Annotated in this window: 18 protein-coding genes; 10 read left to right on the forward strand and 8 right to left on the reverse strand. The window is 62.1% G+C overall.

Going from position 1 to position 17846, the window contains the following annotated elements:
• Window positions 1-8 precede the first annotated feature (8 nt).
• Together FHX10_RS27625 and FHX10_RS27630 are read left to right on the forward strand one after the other, a co-directional pair.
• Window positions 9-1064, forward strand: coding sequence for a sugar phosphate isomerase/epimerase family protein (locus FHX10_RS27625; protein ID WP_062939707.1), 1056 nt, complete (start codon window positions 9-11; stop codon window positions 1062-1064).
• A 191-nt stretch (window positions 1065-1255) separates the two neighbouring features.
• Window positions 1256-2443 carry a Gfo/Idh/MocA family protein gene (locus tag FHX10_RS27630; RefSeq protein WP_047616291.1) on the forward strand — a complete coding sequence of 396 codons (1188 nt, stop codon included), beginning with the start codon at window positions 1256-1258 and terminating at the stop codon, window positions 2441-2443.
• A 75-nt stretch (window positions 2444-2518) separates the two neighbouring features.
• Here FHX10_RS27630 and FHX10_RS27635 read toward each other — a convergent pair whose 3' ends face one another.
• Window positions 2519-2923, reverse strand: coding sequence for a DoxX family protein (locus FHX10_RS27635; RefSeq protein WP_047616294.1), 405 nt, complete (start codon window positions 2921-2923; stop codon window positions 2519-2521).
• A gap of 265 nt (window positions 2924-3188) precedes the next feature.
• Here FHX10_RS27635 and FHX10_RS27640 point away from each other — a divergent pair, with 265 nt between their 5' ends.
• Both FHX10_RS27640 and FHX10_RS27645 read left to right on the forward strand, forming a co-directional pair.
• Window positions 3189-4562 (forward strand): GH1 family beta-glucosidase, encoded by a 1374-nt coding sequence (locus tag FHX10_RS27640; protein ID WP_063475294.1) that lies wholly within the window; start codon window positions 3189-3191, stop codon window positions 4560-4562.
• A gap of 201 nt (window positions 4563-4763) precedes the next feature.
• Window positions 4764-6977: a putative bifunctional diguanylate cyclase/phosphodiesterase gene (locus tag FHX10_RS27645; protein ID WP_063475295.1), complete on the forward strand. Its 2214-nt coding sequence runs from the start codon at window positions 4764-4766 to the stop codon at window positions 6975-6977.
• Window positions 6978-7026: 49 nt separating this feature from the next.
• On the opposite strand, the gene FHX10_RS27650 is transcribed toward FHX10_RS27645, so the two are convergent.
• The 4 genes from FHX10_RS27650 to FHX10_RS27665 form a co-directional block, all read right to left on the reverse strand.
• Window positions 7027-7956 carry a rhodanese-related sulfurtransferase gene (locus tag FHX10_RS27650; protein WP_063475296.1) on the reverse strand — a complete coding sequence of 310 codons (930 nt, stop codon included), beginning with the start codon at window positions 7954-7956 and terminating at the stop codon, window positions 7027-7029.
• A 72-nt stretch (window positions 7957-8028) separates the two neighbouring features.
• Window positions 8029-8505: a VOC family protein gene (locus FHX10_RS27655; protein WP_047616302.1), complete on the reverse strand. Its 477-nt coding sequence runs from the start codon at window positions 8503-8505 to the stop codon at window positions 8029-8031.
• A 150-nt stretch (window positions 8506-8655) separates the two neighbouring features.
• Window positions 8656-9567, reverse strand: a complete 912-nt coding sequence (locus tag FHX10_RS27660; RefSeq protein ID WP_047616304.1) for a CHAD domain-containing protein — start codon at window positions 9565-9567, stop codon at window positions 8656-8658.
• Window positions 9545-10033, reverse strand: coding sequence for a CYTH domain-containing protein (locus FHX10_RS27665; RefSeq protein ID WP_047616306.1), 489 nt, complete (start codon window positions 10031-10033; stop codon window positions 9545-9547). The genes FHX10_RS27660 and FHX10_RS27665 overlap by 23 nt, the downstream gene beginning before the upstream one ends.
• Window positions 10034-10187: 154 nt before the next feature.
• Here FHX10_RS27665 and FHX10_RS27670 point away from each other — a divergent pair, with 154 nt between their 5' ends.
• From FHX10_RS27670 to FHX10_RS27685, 4 genes are all read left to right on the forward strand, one after another.
• Window positions 10188-10826: a 2-dehydro-3-deoxy-phosphogluconate aldolase gene (locus FHX10_RS27670; protein ID WP_047616308.1), complete on the forward strand. Its 639-nt coding sequence runs from the start codon at window positions 10188-10190 to the stop codon at window positions 10824-10826.
• A 112-nt stretch (window positions 10827-10938) separates the two neighbouring features.
• Entirely contained in the window at window positions 10939-11658 is a 720-nt protein-coding gene (locus tag FHX10_RS27675; protein ID WP_047616310.1) for a tellurite resistance TerB family protein, read from the forward strand.
• Between the two features lie 63 nt (window positions 11659-11721).
• Complete coding sequence (locus tag FHX10_RS27680; protein WP_063475297.1) at window positions 11722-12417, forward strand: GNAT family N-acetyltransferase; 696 nt, start codon at window positions 11722-11724, stop codon at window positions 12415-12417.
• Complete coding sequence (locus tag FHX10_RS27685) at window positions 12414-12620, forward strand: hypothetical protein (RefSeq protein WP_047616314.1); 207 nt, start codon at window positions 12414-12416, stop codon at window positions 12618-12620. Before FHX10_RS27680 ends, FHX10_RS27685 begins: the two co-directional genes overlap by 4 nt.
• Window positions 12621-12630: 10 nt before the next feature.
• On the opposite strand, the gene FHX10_RS27690 is transcribed toward FHX10_RS27685, so the two are convergent.
• The 3 genes from FHX10_RS27690 to FHX10_RS27700 form a co-directional block, all read right to left on the reverse strand.
• The gene (locus tag FHX10_RS27690; RefSeq protein ID WP_063475298.1) at window positions 12631-13707 is read right to left on the reverse strand and encodes a nickel/cobalt transporter; all 1077 of its coding nucleotides are present in this window, start codon (window positions 13705-13707) and stop codon (window positions 12631-12633) included.
• Window positions 13701-14342, reverse strand: coding sequence for a DUF1007 family protein (locus FHX10_RS27695; protein WP_047616317.1), 642 nt, complete (start codon window positions 14340-14342; stop codon window positions 13701-13703). Before FHX10_RS27695 ends, FHX10_RS27690 begins: the two co-directional genes overlap by 7 nt.
• A gap of 107 nt (window positions 14343-14449) precedes the next feature.
• Window positions 14450-15343: a LysR family transcriptional regulator gene (locus FHX10_RS27700; protein WP_047616318.1), complete on the reverse strand. Its 894-nt coding sequence runs from the start codon at window positions 15341-15343 to the stop codon at window positions 14450-14452.
• Between the two features lie 529 nt (window positions 15344-15872).
• On the opposite strand from FHX10_RS27700, the gene odc2 reads away from it, so the two are divergent.
• Window positions 15873-17006, forward strand: a complete 1134-nt coding sequence (odc2, locus tag FHX10_RS27705) for an ornithine/lysine decarboxylase (RefSeq protein WP_016737287.1) — start codon at window positions 15873-15875, stop codon at window positions 17004-17006.
• A gap of 94 nt (window positions 17007-17100) precedes the next feature.
• Window positions 17101-17691 carry a GNAT family N-acetyltransferase gene (locus tag FHX10_RS27710; RefSeq protein ID WP_168332549.1) on the forward strand — a complete coding sequence of 197 codons (591 nt, stop codon included), beginning with the start codon at window positions 17101-17103 and terminating at the stop codon, window positions 17689-17691.
• Window positions 17692-17846: the final 155 nt, after the last annotated feature.

Consider the following 17846-nt stretch of genomic DNA (forward strand, 5'->3'; position numbering starts at 1 on the left):
AATCTGACATGAAGACGATCAAGGGCCCGGGCCTTTTTCTTGGCCAGTTCGCGGGCGATACTGCCCCTTTCAACTCCTGGGACGCCATCACCAAATGGGCGGCCGACATCGGCTATAAGGGTGTCCAGGTGCCGACCTGGGCCAGTCAGCTGATCGATCTGAAGAAGGCTGCCACGTCGAAGGATTATTGCGACGAATTCGCCGGCAAGGCGCGCGAAAACGGCATCGAGATCACCGAACTCTCCACCCATCTGCAGGGCCAGCTCGTCGCCGTTCATCCGGCCTATGACGAAGCCTTCGACGGGTTCGCGGCACCGGAGGTGCGCGGCAATCCGAAGGCGCGCCAGGAATGGGCTGTCGAGCAGGTCAAGATGGCGCTGACGGCATCCAAAAATCTCGGCCTCAAGGCGCATGCGACCTTCTCCGGCGCGCTTGCCTGGCCGTTCATCTATCCCTGGCCGCAGCGCCCTGCCGGTCTGGTCGAAACGGCCTTCGACGAACTCGCCCGCCGCTGGACGCCGATCCTCAACCATGCGGACGAAAACGGCATCGACGTCTGCTACGAGATCCATCCCGGTGAAGACCTGCATGACGGGATCACCTTCGAGATGTTCCTGGAGCGCGTGAAGAACCATCCGCGCGCCAACATGCTCTATGACCCCTCGCACTACGTCCTGCAGTGCCTGGATTATCTCGACAACATCGACATCTACAAGGACCGCATCAAGATGTTCCACGTCAAGGATGCGGAGTTCAATCCGACCGGGCGCCAGGGCGTCTACGGCGGCTATCAGGGCTGGGTGGAACGCGCCGGCCGGTTCCGCTCGCTCGGCGACGGCCAGGTCGATTTCGGTGCGGTGTTCTCGAAGATGACCGCCAATAATTTCGACGGCTGGGCCGTGGTCGAATGGGAATGTGCGCTGAAGCATCCGGAAGACGGTGCCCGCGAAGGCGCCGAATTCGTGGCCGCTCATATCATCCGCGTCACCGAGAAAGCCTTCGACGATTTCGCCGGCAGCGGCACGGATCAGGCGGCGAACCGGCGGATGCTGGGGCTTTCCTAAAACAGGGCATCTCGTGGGTGCCTCTCACCCTAACCCTCTCCCCGTAAACGGGGAGAGGGGAGTTGCCGCACCAGCCGTCGAGATGGGCGTAAACATCGCGGCATATCCCCCTCGCCCCGTTTACGGGGAGAAGGTGGCGGCAGCCGGATGAGGGGCGCATCCGCACCAAGTTTAAATTTCAGGAGGACAGAATGGCAATCGAAGCATCATCCGAACAGACCCGCGAGCCGCGCATCCGGCTCGGCATGGTGGGCGGCGGCGCGGGCGCGTTCATCGGCGCGGTGCACCGTATAGCGGCGCGCATCGACGATCAGTACGATCTCATCGCCGGCGCGCTGTCGTCAACGCCCGAGAAGGCCGTGCAGTCCGGCCGCGACCTCGGCCTCGATCCGTCGCGGACCTATTCCAGCTATCGCGAGATGGCGATCCGCGAGGCGAAGCTGAAGAACGGCATCGAGGCGGTGGCGATCGTGACGCCGAACCATGTGCATTACGATGCGGCCAAGGAATTCCTGAGGCGCGGCATCCATGTGATTTGCGACAAGCCGCTGACGTCAAACCTGGCCGATGCGAAGAAGCTGAAGAAGATCGCCGACGAGAGCGGTGCGCTGTTCGTGCTGACGCATAATTACACCGGCTATCCGATGGTCCGCCAGGCGCGCGAGATGATCGCGAACGGCGAACTCGGCGATATAAGAGTCGTTCAGGCCGAATATCCGCAGGACTGGCTGACGGAAGCGGTCGAGCAGACCGGCCAGAAACAGGCCGCCTGGCGCACCGATCCGGCGCAATCCGGCGTCGGTGGGTCCACAGGCGATATCGGCACGCATGCCTATAATCTTGCCGCCTTCATATCGGGCCTGGAACTCGACAGCCTTGCCGCCGATCTCGACAGCTTCGTCCCGGGCCGCCGGCTGGATGACAACGCCCATGTCTTGCTGCGCTTCAAGGCAAAAGGCTCGGAGAAGCCGGCCAAGGGCATGCTCTGGTGCAGCCAGGTGGCGCCCGGCCATGAAAACGGCCTGATGGTGCGCGTCTACGGCACCAAGGGCGGGCTGGAATGGACCCAGAAGGACCCGAACTATCTCTGGTACACGCCTTTCGGCGAGCCGAAGCGGCTGATCACCCGGGGCGGCGCCGGTTCGGGCGCGGCTGCCGGCCGTGTCTCGCGCGTGCCGTCAGGGCATCCGGAGGGGTATCTTGAAGCCTTTGCGACGATCTATACGGAAGCGGCGCATGCCATCAACGCCCGCAAGAAGGGCAAAGCTGTCGACAAGGCGGTGGTCTACCCGACGGTCGATGACGGCGTGAAGGGCGTGGCCTTCGTCGAGGCTTGCGTCGCATCTTCGAAGAAGAACGGCGCCTGGGTCAAGGTCTGAATTTGACGTTCCCAGTCACTCAATGAAAAACGCCGAGGCGGGCTCGAGTCGCCTCGGCGTTTTGTTTATTCTCGATCAGGCCGCAGCCGTGCGGCCACGCTTCAGCAGGTTGTCGACGCTGAAGGGTCCGGCGCCTGCCGCCACCAGATAAAGAAATACGAAGCAGAACAGGATTGCCGCGACGCCGCCGTTCTGCGCGGGATAGATGCCCTTCGACGCATGCCCGATGAAATAGGCGAAGGCCATCAGGCCCGAGAGCACGAAGGCGGCGATACGGGTCTGGAATCCGACCAGCACCAGGAAGCCGAGGGTGAGTTCGAGAAGACCGGCAACCCAGGACAGCGAGCCGACGGGAGGCACGCTTGCCGCAACCGGAAAATGCAAAATCTTCTGCGTTCCGTAGCTAAAAAGCACAAGTGAGGAGATGATGCGCAGCAAGCTCAACAGATGCGGCTGCAGCAGATGGATCGAAGACAGCATTGGATTCCTTTCCTGTTTGTGATGTCTTGGCTGTGCAACGATCGCGGGCGCGCCGGCAAGTCACGACTTCTGACGTTCACGTTATGGGAGCAGTCCGCGCCGGAAAGTGCGGCAGGTCAGGGCGACCGAATACTGCAGTCGCCGCCGCTTCGCGGCCGTACTGTAACGTTGCAGTTTTTCTGCGTCCGGGCCTGTACTTTGCTTTTCGGCTTGGCTAAATCCGAACCCAAACGGTTCACCCACACGCCGAGAACGGGATTTACAGATGATCGATCCGAAAAAACTCGCAGACCGCTTTCCAGGCGATTTCACTTTCGGCGTTGCCACCGCCGCCTTCCAGATCGAAGGCGCCAGCAAGGCAGACGGCCGCAAGCCGTCCATCTGGGATGCCTTCTGCAATATGCCGGGTCGCGTCTATCATCGCCATAATGGCGACGTTGCCTGCGATCACTACAATCGCCTGGAGCAGGATCTCGATCTCATCAAGGATATGGGCGTCGAAGCCTACCGGTTCTCCATTGCCTGGCCGCGCATTATCCCCGACGGCACAGGTCCGGTGAACGAGGCCGGCCTCGATTTCTACGACCGGCTGGTCGACGGTTGCAAGGCGCGGGGGATCAAGACCTTTGCGACGCTCTACCACTGGGACCTGCCTCTGCTGCTCGCCGGCGACGGCGGCTGGACGGCGCGCTCGACCGCCTATGCCTATCACCGCTATGCCAAGACGGTGATGAACCGCCTTGGCGACCGCCTCGATGCCGTCGCGACCTTCAACGAACCCTGGTGCATTGTCTGGCTGAGCCACCTTTACGGCATCCATGCTCCGGGCGAGCGCAACATGCAGGCCGCCCTTCACGCCATGCACTACATGAACCTTGCCCATGGCCTCGGCGTCGAGGCGATCCGCTCGGAAGCCCCTGATGTGCCTGTCGGGCTCGTGCTCAACGCCGCCTCGATCATCCCTGGCTCCGACAGCCCGGCCGATCTTGCCGCCGGCGAGCGTGCGCATCAGTTCCACAACGGCGCCTTCTTCGATCCTGTCTTCAAGGGCGAATATCCGAAGGAATTCGTCGAAGCGCTCGGCGACCTCATGCCCGTCATCGAAGATGGCGACATGAAGCTCATCAGCCAGAAACTCGACTGGTGGGGCCTGAACTATTACAAGCCCGAGCGAGTCACTGATGATGCCGATCGCAAAGGCGATTTCCCCTGGACGGTGGAGGCGCCGCCGGCAAGCGACGTCAAGACCGATATTGGCTGGGAAATCTATGCGCCGGGCCTGAAGCTCTCCGTCGAGGACCTCTACCGCCGCTACGAACTGCCGGAATGCTACATCACCGAGAACGGTGCCTGCGACAACACCGATGTCGTCGATGGCGAGGTCGATGACGCGATGCGCCTCGACTATGTCGGTGAGCACCTCGATGTCGTCGCCAACCTCGTCAAGGACGGCTATCCCCTGCGCGGTTATTTCGCCTGGAGCCTGATGGACAATTTCGAATGGGCGGAAGGCTACCGCATGCGCTTCGGCCTCGTCCACGTCGATTACGAGACCCAGCAGCGCACGGTGAAGAAGAGCGGCAAATGGTATCGCGACCTTGCGGCTCAATTCCCGAAGGGCAATTACAAAGCGGGTTAGCGCCATTCCTCGCGCGGGCAGTTGATAAGGCGCCTCTTGAACTCGAACTACCGGCCGGCACGGCAAGCTGACGCTGCCTGCCGTCAATGTCACGGCGGCCGGCGGCACGCATAAAAATAGATTGTCAGAAACGTACAACAGGCGGTTGCTTAAACGTTTTTGAACCCTTGACTGGCAAAGTCCAACGGTCAGGGAGTCGTAATGCAGACAGTCGGAAAGTCGCAAAGCAAGGGATCGGGAATAGGCCGCCACATCGCCGTCACCGGCGTGCTTTTCTCCTTCGCGGTCGTCGTCGCCGTCGTCACCATCATGGTGCTGACGGCGCTTGAACGCGTGGCCGAAAATGCCAATCTCCTCGATGACGAGCGCTCGCGCGAAACGACGATCGGCGCGGTGAAGACTTTCGAGGATCAGCTCGGCGCGACACTCGACGATTATGCCGCCTGGGACGACGCTGCCGTCAACGTCTACGCGCCTGACGGTATGGACTGGACGGTGAGCAATTACGGCGAGATGTCGCTCAACAGCTCGCTGTTCGACATGGCGATCGTCATCGATGACGCGAAGAAGGCGATCATCGCCTATCGCGACGGCAAACCGATGGAGGAGCCGCTCACGGATTTCTTCGCGCCGTCGCTCTGGACCCTGCTCGACACGGTGAAGGCGGCCGGCCCGGCAGATCGTCCTCAAGCGGTCGGTTTCATCACCACCAAGCGGGGCATTGCCGCTGTCGGCGTGGCATTGGTTCGGAAGAAGTCCGGTGCGCTTGACGTGCCCGCCGGCCAGCACCGCTATCTCGTTTTCGCCCGCCATCTCGATGACGACAGGGTGACCGCTCTCGGCCAGACCTATGTCATTGGCGGCCTGAGGCTGGCGCCACCCAGCTTTGCGGCCGACTATCGCGTCCCGATCGTCGATCCGACGGGGGCAACGCTCGGCAAGCTCGTCTGGACCTCGCGTTCACCCGGCGACATCGCCTATGCGCAGGTGCGGCCGATGGTCATCCAGGCGCTCGGCCTCGTCGGATTGTTTTTCGCGGTATTGCTGGTCATCGGCTTGCTTGCCGGCCGCCGCCTGAAGGCAGAGGAAGGCAGCGCCCGCGAGGAGGCGTTGCGCGACAGGCTGAGCGGCCTTTCCAATCGCGACGGGCTCGGGCTCGCCGTCGATCGTTTTGTCGTCGAAGCACGCCAGACCAGGCGCAACGTGCTGCTCCTCTATCTCGACCTCGATGGCTTCAAGGAAGTCAATGACAGCTATGGCCATGGCACCGGCGACCAGTTGATCCGTGCGGTCGCTGCCGGGCTGGAAGTGCTCATTCCACAGGATGCGGTTCTGGCGCGCATTGGCGGCGATGAATTTGCGATCGCCTTTCTCTCCGACAGCGAGAATGCCGCCGCCCTGCAGCTTGCCGAGCAGATCCTCGATTTTCTTGTCGAGCCATTGGAGATCGGCCGCCGCGTCGTCGTCGTCGGGGCCAGTATCGGCATCGCCATGTCACCCTTCGGTTCGATCGGCCGCGAGGAGCTGGTGCGCCGCTCCGATCTTGCCATGTACAAGGCGAAGGAGGCCGGCCGCGCGCGCATGACGCTCTACGATCCGTCGATGGATGCTGATAGAGAGCAGCGCAACGCGCTGGAACTCGATCTCCGGATCGCCATCGAAAGCGGTGACCTGACGCTCGCCTACCAGCCGCTGATCGATGCGACCACCCAGGCGATGACCGGCGTCGAAGCACTGGTGCGCTGGAATCGCCCGGGCCACGGTCCTGTTTCGCCCGAGCTGTTCATCCCGATCGCGGAGACCAGCGGCCTCATCGAATCGCTTGGCCTGTTCGTGCTGCGCAAGGCCTGCGAGACGGCCAAGCAATGGCCGGAACTCAACGTCTCGGTCAACGTCTCGCCCGGCCAGTTCCGCAATCCCGCCTTCAGCGACTATGTGCGTTACGTGCTGAAGCAGACGGAGATCGAAGCCAGCCGCATCACGCTCGAGATTACCGAAGGCTACATGATCCAGAATCCGCAGCGGACCCGCCAGTCGATCGAACGGCTGAAGGGGCTGGGGGTCAAGGTGGCGCTTGACGATTTCGGCTCCGGATTCTCCTCGATCGGCTATCTCAGGCAGTTCGGCTTCGACCGCATCAAGATCGACCGCTCGCTGGTCATGGGCGTCAACGAGGATAAGCGCCAGCGCGAGATGCTGCAGGCGACGGTGGCGCTTGCCCGTTCGCTCGACATTCCGGTGACGGCCGAAGGTATCGAGACCGAGGAGCAGGCGATCGCCATGCGCCTTTTCGGCTGCGACTGCCTGCAGGGCTATTTGTTCGGAAAGCCTGTTACAGCAGACCTCATCACCAAGATGCTGAACGAACGACGGGCAGCGGAGCCGACAGGCCGGCGTCGTATCGGCGCCGCCTGACCGGCGGCCTGATCTTCAGAAAGCAAATTTGATTCACACAGAATCCGGCTCAGCTGCCGATATGCCGCTGGCCGCGCTTTTTGGCGAGGGCGATCTGGTGCTGCCGCTGACGGTAGCGCAGCCGGTCTTCTTCCGTGCGCTTGGGATAACAGTGGCTGCAGGAAACGCCTTCCTCGTAGAGCGGCGAGGTGATCTCCTCTGATGTGATCGGGTTACGGCAGGCATGGCACAACCTGTGTTCGCCTTCCGTCAGCCCGTGCTCGACGGAGACGCGCTCGTCGAAGACGAAGCAGGCGCCATCCCAGAGGCTTTCCTCCTGCGGCACTTCCTCCAGATATTTCAGGATGCCGCCCTTCAGATGATAGACCTCGTCGAAGCCCTCAGCCTTCATGAAGGCCGTGGCCTTCTCGCAGCGTATGCCGCCGGTGCAATACATGGCGACCTTCGGCTTGTTGTGCAGGCCGGGATTGTTGCGCACCCAATCCGGAAATTCACGGAAGGTCTTGGTCTTCGGGTCGAGCGCGCCGCGAAAGGTGCCGATTGCCGTCTCATAATCGTTGCGGGTGTCGATGACGATCGTATCGGGATCGGATATCAGCGCGTTCCAGTCCTTGGCGGCCACATAGGTACCGACCACCTTGTTGGGGTCGATATCCTCGACGCCCATGGTGACGATTTCCTTCTTCAACTTCACCTTCATGCGCAGGAAGGGCATTTTCGAGGCGCGGCTTTCCTTGTGCTCCAGGCCCGAAAATTCCGCCTGGGCGCGCAGGAAGGAGAGCACGGCGCCAATCCCGGCATCCGGTCCGGCGATCGTGCCGTTGATGCCCTCATGCGCCAGAAGCAGCGTTCCCTTGACGCCGTTCTCCTCGCAAAGCGCCTGCAGCGGTGCCTGCAGGCTGGCAAAACGCGGCACGGAAACGAAATGGTAGAGGGCCGCCACGAGGAACGGGCTGGTGTGTGTGAGGCTGTCGGTCATAGGCCTGGAAATACAGAAAATCGGCGGGCCACGCAATTGCCTTCGCCAGAGGCGATTTCGACAGGTGGCGGACTACGCTCGCGCCTGCCATTCGGAAAACGGCCGCACGCCGAAACTCCGGTCGGGGATGGCGTCGAGAATGCTGATGAACTCGATCGAGTGCCCGTCCGGATCCTTGAAATAGATCGACAGCGCCGGCATCCAGCCGAGAACCACCGGTTCCGTTGCCGGTTCACCGTTAAAGCCGAGAGGCTCCACGCCCTTTGCCTTGAGCAAGGCGGGAGCCTGCAGCACACTATCGGCGGTCATGCGGAAGGCGATATGCAGCCGCATCTTCAACGGTCCGGTTCCGGTTTCCCAAAGGCCCAGCATGCCGGTCTTCCGGTCGTCCACCCAGAGGAACGTGACTTTGCGCTCCTCGAACGATGCTGCGGGCTCTAGCCCGACGACATCGCGGTAGAAATCCGTAGAGGTCTTGAGATCGGCAACGGTCAGATGGGTCTCGTAGAGTCCGAGCACCTTCGGCATAGCGGCATTTTCGGCGGTCATTTTTTCCTCGCAGCGTCAGGTCTTTGCTTGTTCGACCACCGGAGGCTAGGACCTCAAGACTGGTTGAGGTCAATGGGTTTGCCCATGATATTTCAGATGCGCTGAGGCATTCGGAAATGCAGCGTTCGCAAGCACTGCCGGTGTCGCCACCTATCGATTCCCGGCGGCCAGCCAGAGAAGCTCGATGCGGTCGGCTTCCTCGTCGGGATCATCGGTGAAGACGATTTCGGCTTTGACAAGCGCCTGCCGCCGGTCTTCCTGCTGGCGGAAGATGATGGCGTCAAGCAGGTGTGCGAGATCGTCGTTGCGGGTGAAGAGCTGCGGTTCGGCCTCCACCAGTTCGGAGAGCACGGCGAGATCGTGTATATGGCCGAGATCTTCGACAAGTTCCGTGGCGGCATCGCGCTTGGCCTTCATCGCGCCCGGCCAGACGTCACGCAGAAGAGCATGGTAGAGCCGATAGTCGTAGGCGCGCTTGCGCAGATCGTGGAAATCGTCGGCCGATGCCTCGCCGTGGCAGGCCGCAAGCGCGGTCTTCGCCTTGCGCGCGGTGCGGCGCCAGCTCTTTGCCAGCATGCGGGCATTCTTGCGGTGGCTGCCGTCGAAGGACACTTTATCCAGGGCTGCAATCGCCGCCGTCAGGACCGCAGAGGTTTCCGTCAGCCGCTGCTCCAGGCCGCTTTCGGCTTCGGCCATCCAGTCACGGCGTCCTTCGAGAACAGTGACGATGCGGCCGAGCGCCTCGCTTTCCTCGTTCCCCCGGGCTGATTGTTGGAGATATTGTGCGGTGCCGATGAGGGCGGCAGCGTCGCGGATCGCCGAAAGCGACGCTGCGGCATCGCGCAGCCTCGTGTTTTCCTGGGCCTGGAAATCCGGCACCTTGCGACGAACGAGGCGGTACAGCGAGCGCAGTCGTTTCACGTTCTTGCGGAAGGAATGGATTGCCTCATCGGTGCCGTCCGGCCGTTCCTCGATAAGCGTAATGGCACGTTCCAGCTGCTGTGTCGCGACGCTGCGGAACGCGTCCGTGAAATCGGCGTCAGGCCGAATGCGATAGGCCATGCCTGTCGTGCTCATATTCTGTGGCAAGGGCCTGGTTGGAATAGCGGAAATCGCCGGTCACTTCGCGGCCAAGCCAGCTGGGTAGGGCCGGATTGTCGGTTTCCGCCGTCATCTCCACCTCGGCGATGACAAGGCCACGATGCTCGCCAGTAAAGACGTCGACCTCCCAGACGAAACCCTGATGTGGAACGCGGTAGCGCGTCTTCTCGATGACGATGCCGATCGCATTCTGCAGCAGCTCTTTGGCATCGGCGATCGGGATGTCGTATTCGAATTCGTCGCGGGTAATCGTGCTGCGGCCGATCTTGATCGTCAGCTTCGCTTTCCTGTCGTCGAGGATGCGCACCCGGACGGAACGGTCGTCCATCGAAGCGATGTAACCCTGCCGGAGAACAGACTTCGTCTCGACGGCGGAACGCCATCCATCGCTGCGTACAAGAAACTTCCGCTCGATCTCTTTCGCCATATCGGTGAACCTTTTGTGACGATTGCGGCACGGTAGACCAATTTCCACCCATTTCCTACCCATCTTGTCATACGGTCTGGTTTTATCTCGACAAGGGTCGGCGGGGGCGTTATTCGGGATCCGAATTCAATCGTTTCAAGGAAGTCGCACGACCATGGGCGAGAAAACAGAAAAGCTCCTTTCCATCCTGAAACTCCAGCCGGTCGTTCCGGTCTTGATCGTCGACGACGCCAAGTCGGCGGTATCGCTGGCCCGGGCGCTCGTCGCGGGAGGCCTGAAGGCGATCGAGATCACCATGCGCACGCCGGCGGCACTCGATGCCGTGCGCGCCGTCGCAGCCGAGGTCGAGGGCGCCGAAGTCGGCGCCGGCACGATCCTGAATGCCGCCCATTGGCAAGCCGCCGTCGAGGCCGGTTCGAAGTTCATCGTCAGCCCGGGCACGACACAGGAACTGCTCGATGCCGCTGCCGACTCCGATGTGCCCTTGCTTCCGGGGGCTGCGACCGCCAGCGAAGTGATGGCTTTGCGCGAAGAAGGCTACCAAGTGTTGAAATTCTTCCCGGCGGAGCAGGCCGGTGGCGCGGCCTTGCTGAAGGCGCTCTCTTCGCCGCTCGCCGGCACGCTGTTTTGCCCGACCGGCGGCATTTCGCTGAAGAACGCCAATGATTATCTCTCGCTGCCGAACGTCATCTGCGTCGGCGGCTCCTGGGTAGCGCCGAAGGAACTGGTCGCGGCCGGCGACTGGGCTGGTATTACCAGGCTCGCGGCAGAAGCGGCGGCACTGAAGGCCTGAGTTTCGGCAGGGGTGGGGTCGGCCTTCGGGCATAATCCCCACTCCTCAATTTGTATTTCACCCGTCGCAAACCTATGTACCTCTCCAGCTTCAAACAGGGAGATGACGAGGAATGTTCGACGCAAAGAAGCTTCTCGACCAGTTCTTGGGTTCGCAGGTGCCGGGTCTCGGCGGTTCGGTCCGCGACAGGGCGGGCGACGCCGTTCAGACGGCTAAAAACAACCCGCTGGCGACAGGCGCGATTGCAGCCGCGCTTCTCGGCACCAAGACCGGCCGGGGTATTGCCGGCAATGCATTGGCGATCGGCGGTCTTGCCGCCATTGCCGGCCTCGGCTACCAGGCCTACAAGAATTACCAGGCGGGGCAGGCGCCCGCAGCCCCCTCGGATGCGCCCTCGGCCAACAATCCGGTTCTCTTGCCGCCGCCCGCCGAATCCGGTTTCGGACCGACATCCCCTGCCGGCAGCAATGAATTCGTGCTGGTGCTGATCCGCGCGATGATCGCCGCCGCCAAGGCCGACGGCCATATCGACGATGCCGAACGCGCCCTCATCATGGACAAGGTCAAGGCCGCCGACGTCAGTGGTGAGGCCGCGGCCTTCATCGAGCACGAACTCGCTTCGCCGACGGATATCGATGCGCTGGTGGCCGCGGCGAGGACCGAAGAACAGCGCGTCGAACTTTACACCGCCTCGCGGCTCACCATCGAGCCGGATTCGCGCGCCGAGCGCGGTTATCTCGATCTGCTCGCCGGCCGCCTCGGTCTTGCCGACCAGTTGGTCGACCATATCGAGGCGACGGTGTCCTCCGCCAAGGTGACCTTGTCACAGTGACAAGCAGGCCGGTTGCCTTTGTCGGGCGGCTGGCCTATCCACTCCTAGACAAGGGGAGTGAACATGCGCGATCTAGCAAATTTCAACGGTTGTCCGGCGCCGACGCCGGTCACGCTCAAGGGTCGTTTCGTCACCGTCGAGCCCTATCGGCGCGCGGAACATCTCGAGGCGCTGTGGGACGGGCTCGGCGGTATGGGCATCAACCCGCTGCTTCTCTATTTCGCGCAGGACGATTTCTCCGGTATCGACGATTTCGCCAACTGGCTGGAAGCCGTCCACACCAAGTCCGGCTGGCTCACCCATATCTTCCGTGACAACGCCACCGGCAAGATTGTCGGTATGGCGAATTACATGCGCGCCGACCCGGCAAACGGCGTCGTCGAGATCGGCGGAGTGGCGCACGGCGCCGAGATGAAGCGGTCGCCGCTTTCGACCGAGGCGCATTATCTGATGGCCAAGCACGTGTTCGAGGATCTCGGCTACCGCCGCTACGAATGGAAATGCGACAATAAGAACGAGGCGAGCAAGACGACGGCCGCGCGTTACGGCTTCAGCTTCGAAGGCGTCTTCCGCCAGCACATGATTTCCAAGCATCGCAACCGCGATACCGCCTGGTTCTCGATGATCGATGTCGAATGGCCGATGATCAACGATGCCTTCGAGGCCTGGCTTTCGCCTGAGAATTTCGACGCCGCCGGCAACCAGATCCGCCGCCTGCAGGATATCCGCGCCGATCTCGAAAAGGAAAGGCTCGTATGAGTCCGGAGAGCCGCTCGCAGGCGACAGCCGCCGGCATCATCCTGCTTGGTGCCGCCTTGGTCATCTATTTCCTGCCGACCATCGTGCTGTGGATCGGCAATTTCTCGCCGACACTGGCGATTGCCGTCGGCGTCTGCCTGATCATGGCGTTCTTCGCGGTGTTCTGGCTGCGGGCGCGCTATCAGCGCGGCAGAGAGAAATAGGGCTACAGCTCTACCCCTGCAGCGAGGCCCCGAGCAGCAGGGCGCCCATCAGCATGACGAGCACGGCGCCGAGGATTTCGATGGCGTTGCCGACCCAGATCGAGGCGGTCGAGCCGCGTCCGGAGAGTCGGACGGCCGCCCCCTTGGCCGTGACGGCAAGTGTGGCAAGCAGGGAAACGGTGATCGCCGTGCCGAGCGACATGGCGGCGACGGAAAGCACGCCGCCGAGATAGAGCCCGTTCAGCAGCGAGAAGGTCATGACCAGCAGTGCGCCCGAGCAGGGGCGCAGACCGACGGCAACGATCGCCGACCAGGCCTCGCGGGCGCTGAACCTGTCGCCGGCGAGCAGGGCCGGATCAGGCACATGGGCATTGCCGCAGGTCTCGCAGGCCATGCCGGGAACGAAGGTATGGCCGGCGTCGATGGCCTGTGCCTTGCCGTTGAAGGCATAGACCTGGCGCTCGGCCGCATTGTCCTTCCAGTCGAGCATCATGCTGACCGGGCCGGCGGACGTCGCCATCAGCCGGCGGCGCGGCATGTTGCCCACCATCGAGCGCAGTTTGCGGAACAGCAGCCAGCCGCCGAAGAGGATGACCATGACGAAGCTTGCGATTTCCATCGCATGGGTCGCCGCCGTCAGCGTGATACCGGTGCCGCGCAGCACCAGCCAGGCGCCGCCGACCAGCGCTACCGCCATCACGCCCTGGACGAAGGCCGAAATGAAGGAAATCACGACGCCGCGTTTCAACTCGACCTCGTTGGCGATCATGTAGGAGGAGATGACCGCCTTGCCGTGGCCGGGGCCAGCGGCATGGAAGACGCCGTAGGCAAAGGAGAGGCCGATCAGCGATGCCAGCTGCCACGGGTCCTGGCGCATGGCCTTCAAGGCACCGGTCAGCGCCCGGTAAAAGGCCTGCTGCTCATAGTTCACGTAGAGCAGAAGCGGTGCGAGCGGCCCGCCGGTCGGCTGGAAGCTCGGCTCCGCCGTGCCGATGCCGAGCGGCGATTGCGCATGGGCGAGGCTTGCCGCCGTCAGCAGCGCGAGAGCTGCAGCGGAAAGGGTGAGGGGTAACCGTTTCGTCAGCATGTGACCTCCAGCCGGGTGGCGAAGAGTTTGGACATGTTGGTGCCGGTGGGATCGTTGAAGAAGGCGTCCGTCAGTGACTGCTTGTTTTCCGAGATCACCTGGTCGGCATCAGGCCTTACCACCTGATGCTTGCAGGCCTTGAAACCGTCGCCGACCGTTGCCAGTTCACCGTCTGTGGGAAAATCGATCGAGGTATAGAGCGTCGGGTCGTAGACGCCGAAGGTGAGCCTGCCCTTGAGTGGCATCTTCTCCACCGGCTTCACCGCAAAGAACATCAAGAGCTGGCCGTCCTTGTAGTCGACATGGATGATGTCGGGCTTCTGGACGGTGATGTTCTTCCCGTTGATCGTCAGGTTCATGTAGTAGTCGTAATCGGCGAGCGATTGCTTCACCGTCTTTCCGACCTCGGCGAGTTCGTTCGGCTCCAGCTTCAGATCGGTGTTCTTGTCGAAATCCATGACGACGGAGGAGGAGAAGACCTCGTCGAAGCGCCAGACATTGCGCAGTTCCTCGACGCTGCCGTCCTTGCCGGCCACGACTTCGAGACGCGCCTCCACAAAGATGTGCGGATGGGCAAAGGCGGCGGCCGGCGCCAGCGAAAGAAGCGCGGCCATCAATATCGTCGAATGTTTCATCTGTTCCGCTGCCCTGTTCGGTGACCCTGACTTCTTGCCAGAAATTGGGACGGAATTGGGACCGGGTTAGTGGTGGCTGGCGCGGACGGAATGTCGCATCCGCCCCATTATGGATGTTTCTTGAACCAGTTGTGCAGGTAGTCGACGAAGATCCTCACTTTGGCCGGCAGATAGCGCCGATGCGGATAGACGGCGTAGATGCCGCGGTCGGTCGGGAGGTAGTCGTTGAACAGCGTCACCAGTGCGCCGCTCTCGATCGGCTTGCGGGCGATGAAATCCGGGATGAGGGCGATGCCGATGCCGGCGAGCGCTGCGCGCAATGTCGCATGCGGGCTGTTGACCTCGATCGGTCCGCTGACGGCGACGGCGAACGAGGTGTTGTCGGGATTGTGGAAGCGGATGCTTGCCTGGGTGCGCGCATTGGTGTCGACGATGAAGGGGACGTTGGAAATGTCGCTGGGGTGCTCGAGATCGGGATGGCGTTCGAGAAACTCCGGGGTGGCGCAGAGATGGACGCGGAAATCCGAGATCTTGCGGGCGATCATGCCGGAATCCTCGAGTTTGGTGACGCGGATCGCCACGTCGAAACCTTCCTCGATCAGGTCGACGAACCGGTCGTCGGCGGCGATCTCCAGCGAAAGGTCCGGGTTCTCCTTGGCGAAATCGATCAGCGACTGGCCGACATCGGCATCGACGAAGGTGCGCGGCACCGAGATGCGAAGCCGCCCTTTGAGCTGTGCATTGTTTTCACGCACGAGATCGGCGAGGTTGTCGATCTCCTTCAGGATATCGGAGGCGGTGCGGTAGTAGGTATGGCCAGCCTCGGTCATTGAGAACTGCCGGGTGGTGCGGTTGAGCAGCAGGGCGCCGAGCTCATCCTCCAGTTCGCGCACATATTTGGAGAGCAGCGCCTTCGAGCGGCCGGTGCGCCGCGCCGCGGCGGAAAAGCCTTCGGCCTCGACGACATCGATGAAGGCCCGTATGCGTGTCAAGGTGTCCATGGCTGTTCCCGAAGCTGTTTCGGAATGTTGAACAAATTGGGCGATTTTGTTCAATTATTTTTTTGGCCCCAGATTAAAAAATCGCTTGATTATGAAGGCGAATATTCTTATTTCCCACTCAGCCCAAAGTCGCACGTGCCCATGGGTGTCCGCCGAACCCTCGAATTGGTGAGGAAATCGGTAAGGTACCTGGAATTAACCCCTCCAGTCGCTATTCCGGCCAACCGGAAAATGCGAGGACGCCTGAAGCAACGACGGTGCGGGCCTTTTTGTTCTCTCCCTGCTTTCCATCAGCGGGGGTTACTGAAGAGGCACACCATCATTGCCGGAAGTGCGGTTGGGATTCTCCCTCCAATCCATGGCAGACAAAGCCGAACTTACACCGCGTCCGCGGCGTTGGTTCACTATCCGCGCATCGAGCGCTTGCTATGGTTCCGGGGTCTCCACCGGCTGGTTCCAATGCGAGCTATCGTATGCCCTTTGTCCTCCGGTTCATGCCGGAGCTCTGGAATTGGAAGAGGGAATCGATATGACCACCCAGCGCATCCGCGACTTTCTCGCAACCCGACGTCCCGACGGTCCCTGCCTCGTGGTTGACCTCGACGTCGTTCGCGACAATTTCCACGCCTTCCGTCACGCCATGCCGGACAGCGCCATCTACTACGCCGTCAAGGCCAACCCGGCCCCGGAAGTGCTGAAGCTGCTTGCAGGCCTCGGCTCCAATTTCGATTGCGCATCCGTAGCCGAAATCGAAATGGCGCTCGAAGCCGGTGCGACCGCCGCCCGCATCTCCTACGGCAACACGATCAAGAAGGAACGTGACGTTGCCCGCGCGCATGCGCTCGGCGTCAGCCTCTTTGCGGTCGACAGCCACGAGGAAGTCGAGAAGATCTCGCGCGCCGCTCCCGGCGCCCGCGTCTTCTGCCGCGTGCTGACCGATGGCGAAGGCGCTGAATGGCCGCTGTCGCGCAAGTTCGGCTGCGTTCCGCAGATGGCCGTCGACGTTCTCGTCTACGCTCATCAGCTTGGCCTGCAGTCCTACGGCGTCTCGTTCCATGTCGGTTCCCAGATGACCAAGGTCGATGCCTGGGATTCGGCGCTCGCCGATGCCAAGCGTGTCTTCGTATCGCTTGCCAAGCAGGGCATCCACCTGCAGATGGTCAACATGGGCGGCGGCTTCCCGACCAAGTACCTGCGCGACGTTCCGTCCGCAGAAGCTTACGGCAAGTCGATCTACCAGGCGCTGCGCACGCATTTCGGCAACCAGATCCCGCAGACGATCATCGAGCCGGGCCGCGGCATGGTCGGCAATGCCGGTGTCATCAAGGCGGAAGTCGTTCTGATTTCGAAGAAGTCGGACAATGACGATGCCCGCTGGGTCTTCCTCGACATCGGCAAGTTCGGCGGTCTCGCCGAGACGATGGACGAAGCCATCCGCTATCCGATCCGCACGGAGCACGACGGCGACGAGATGGAGCCCTGCGTCATCGCCGGCCCGACCTGCGATTCGGCCGACGTGCTCTACGAGAAGAACCTCTATCCGCTGCCGATCTCCCTTTCGATCGGCGACGAGGTCCTGATCGAAGGCACCGGCGCCTATACGACGACCTATTCGGCGGTCGCTTTCAATGGTTTCGAACCGCTGAAGGCCTACGTCATCTGAGGTCGTTTCCGCCGGCCCCGTAACCAGCCGGGGCGGCAACTTCACAATTTTCCTTCATCGCCGCTGATAACGGTATTGGGTACGGGAGGCCAAGATGGCCGCTGTTCTTGATTCTGTCCGCGCATTCTTTGCGCCCACCACTTTCACCATCGACGCCGAGAATCCCTCGGATGTCGTTGCTCGCGAAAACCTGCTCGACCGCGTCATGGGCGCGGATCGCCGCAAGAAATCGTCGGAGAAGATCCGCCGCAACCGCGTCCCGGCCGAGGGTCTTGCGCTCGTCGCGCGTGACCGCGACGGCCGGATCATCGGTACGGTGCGGCTCTGGAACATCGAGGCCGCCGTCAATGACGAAGGTACGCCGATCAATGCGCTGCTGCTCGGGCCGCTTGCCGTTGCCTCGCAACATGGCGGCAAGGGCATCGGTGCGGCGCTGATGCGGGCTGCGATCCTTGAAGCGAAGAACCGCGGGCATGGCGCCGTCCTGCTCGTCGGCGATGCTGCCTATTACGAGCGTTTCGGCTTTTTTGCCGAAAAGGCTCGCCATCTTGTCATGCCGGGTCCGTTCGAACGCTCGCGCTTTCTTGCGCTCGAGCTCACGGAAGGCTGGCTTGACGGCGCGGCCGGCATGATCGTCCCCTCGGGGCGCATGCTGGCCAGCGCGCCGGTTCGCCGCGCGGCCTGAGCTGTGTCGATGGGTCGGTCGGGGTTGGACGTCCTTTCGCCGTCCGGCAATATCCGCGCCGCTTGACCATGGAGGCAGGCGGGCCTGTCGTGGTTGCGGCGCGGATTATTCTTTTGGGCGCGAGCCCAGCTGCGGTCACCTGGGTAAGCATCGCG

The organism is Rhizobium sp. BK591 (assembly GCF_014195045.1).
GTDB lineage: Bacteria > Pseudomonadota > Alphaproteobacteria > Rhizobiales > Rhizobiaceae > Rhizobium > Rhizobium anhuiense.

What these genes read in the sequence shown, in the direction of transcription:
- FHX10_RS27675 (WP_047616310.1), top strand. Translation starts at nt 10,939, where the DNA reads ATGTTCGACGCAAAGAAGCTTCTCGACCAGTTCTTGGGTTCGCAGGTG.
- odc2 (WP_016737287.1), top strand. Translation starts at nt 15,873, where the DNA reads ATGACCACCCAGCGCATCCGCGACTTTCTCGCAACCCGACGTCCCGAC.
- FHX10_RS27710 (WP_168332549.1), top strand. Translation starts at nt 17,101, where the DNA reads ATGGCCGCTGTTCTTGATTCTGTCCGCGCATTCTTTGCGCCCACCACT.
- FHX10_RS27635 (WP_047616294.1), bottom strand. Translation starts at nt 2,923, where the DNA reads ATGCTGTCTTCGATCCATCTGCTGCAGCCGCATCTGTTGAGCTTGCTG.
- FHX10_RS27655 (WP_047616302.1), bottom strand. Translation starts at nt 8,505, where the DNA reads ATGACCGCCGAAAATGCCGCTATGCCGAAGGTGCTCGGACTCTACGAG.
- FHX10_RS27690 (WP_063475298.1), bottom strand. Translation starts at nt 13,707, where the DNA reads ATGCTGACGAAACGGTTACCCCTCACCCTTTCCGCTGCAGCTCTCGCG.
- FHX10_RS27680 (WP_063475297.1), top strand. Translation starts at nt 11,722, where the DNA reads ATGCGCGATCTAGCAAATTTCAACGGTTGTCCGGCGCCGACGCCGGTC.
- FHX10_RS27700 (WP_047616318.1), bottom strand. Translation starts at nt 15,343, where the DNA reads ATGGACACCTTGACACGCATACGGGCCTTCATCGATGTCGTCGAGGCC.
- FHX10_RS27695 (WP_047616317.1), bottom strand. Translation starts at nt 14,342, where the DNA reads ATGAAACATTCGACGATATTGATGGCCGCGCTTCTTTCGCTGGCGCCG.
- FHX10_RS27640 (WP_063475294.1), top strand. Translation starts at nt 3,189, where the DNA reads ATGATCGATCCGAAAAAACTCGCAGACCGCTTTCCAGGCGATTTCACT.
- FHX10_RS27625 (WP_062939707.1), top strand. Translation starts at nt 9, where the DNA reads ATGAAGACGATCAAGGGCCCGGGCCTTTTTCTTGGCCAGTTCGCGGGC.
- FHX10_RS27630 (WP_047616291.1), top strand. Translation starts at nt 1,256, where the DNA reads ATGGCAATCGAAGCATCATCCGAACAGACCCGCGAGCCGCGCATCCGG.
- FHX10_RS27660 (WP_047616304.1), bottom strand. Translation starts at nt 9,567, where the DNA reads ATGGCCTATCGCATTCGGCCTGACGCCGATTTCACGGACGCGTTCCGC.
- FHX10_RS27670 (WP_047616308.1), top strand. Translation starts at nt 10,188, where the DNA reads ATGGGCGAGAAAACAGAAAAGCTCCTTTCCATCCTGAAACTCCAGCCG.
- FHX10_RS27685 (WP_047616314.1), top strand. Translation starts at nt 12,414, where the DNA reads ATGAGTCCGGAGAGCCGCTCGCAGGCGACAGCCGCCGGCATCATCCTG.
- FHX10_RS27665 (WP_047616306.1), bottom strand. Translation starts at nt 10,033, where the DNA reads ATGGCGAAAGAGATCGAGCGGAAGTTTCTTGTACGCAGCGATGGATGG.
- FHX10_RS27645 (WP_063475295.1), top strand. Translation starts at nt 4,764, where the DNA reads ATGCAGACAGTCGGAAAGTCGCAAAGCAAGGGATCGGGAATAGGCCGC.
- FHX10_RS27650 (WP_063475296.1), bottom strand. Translation starts at nt 7,956, where the DNA reads ATGACCGACAGCCTCACACACACCAGCCCGTTCCTCGTGGCGGCCCTC.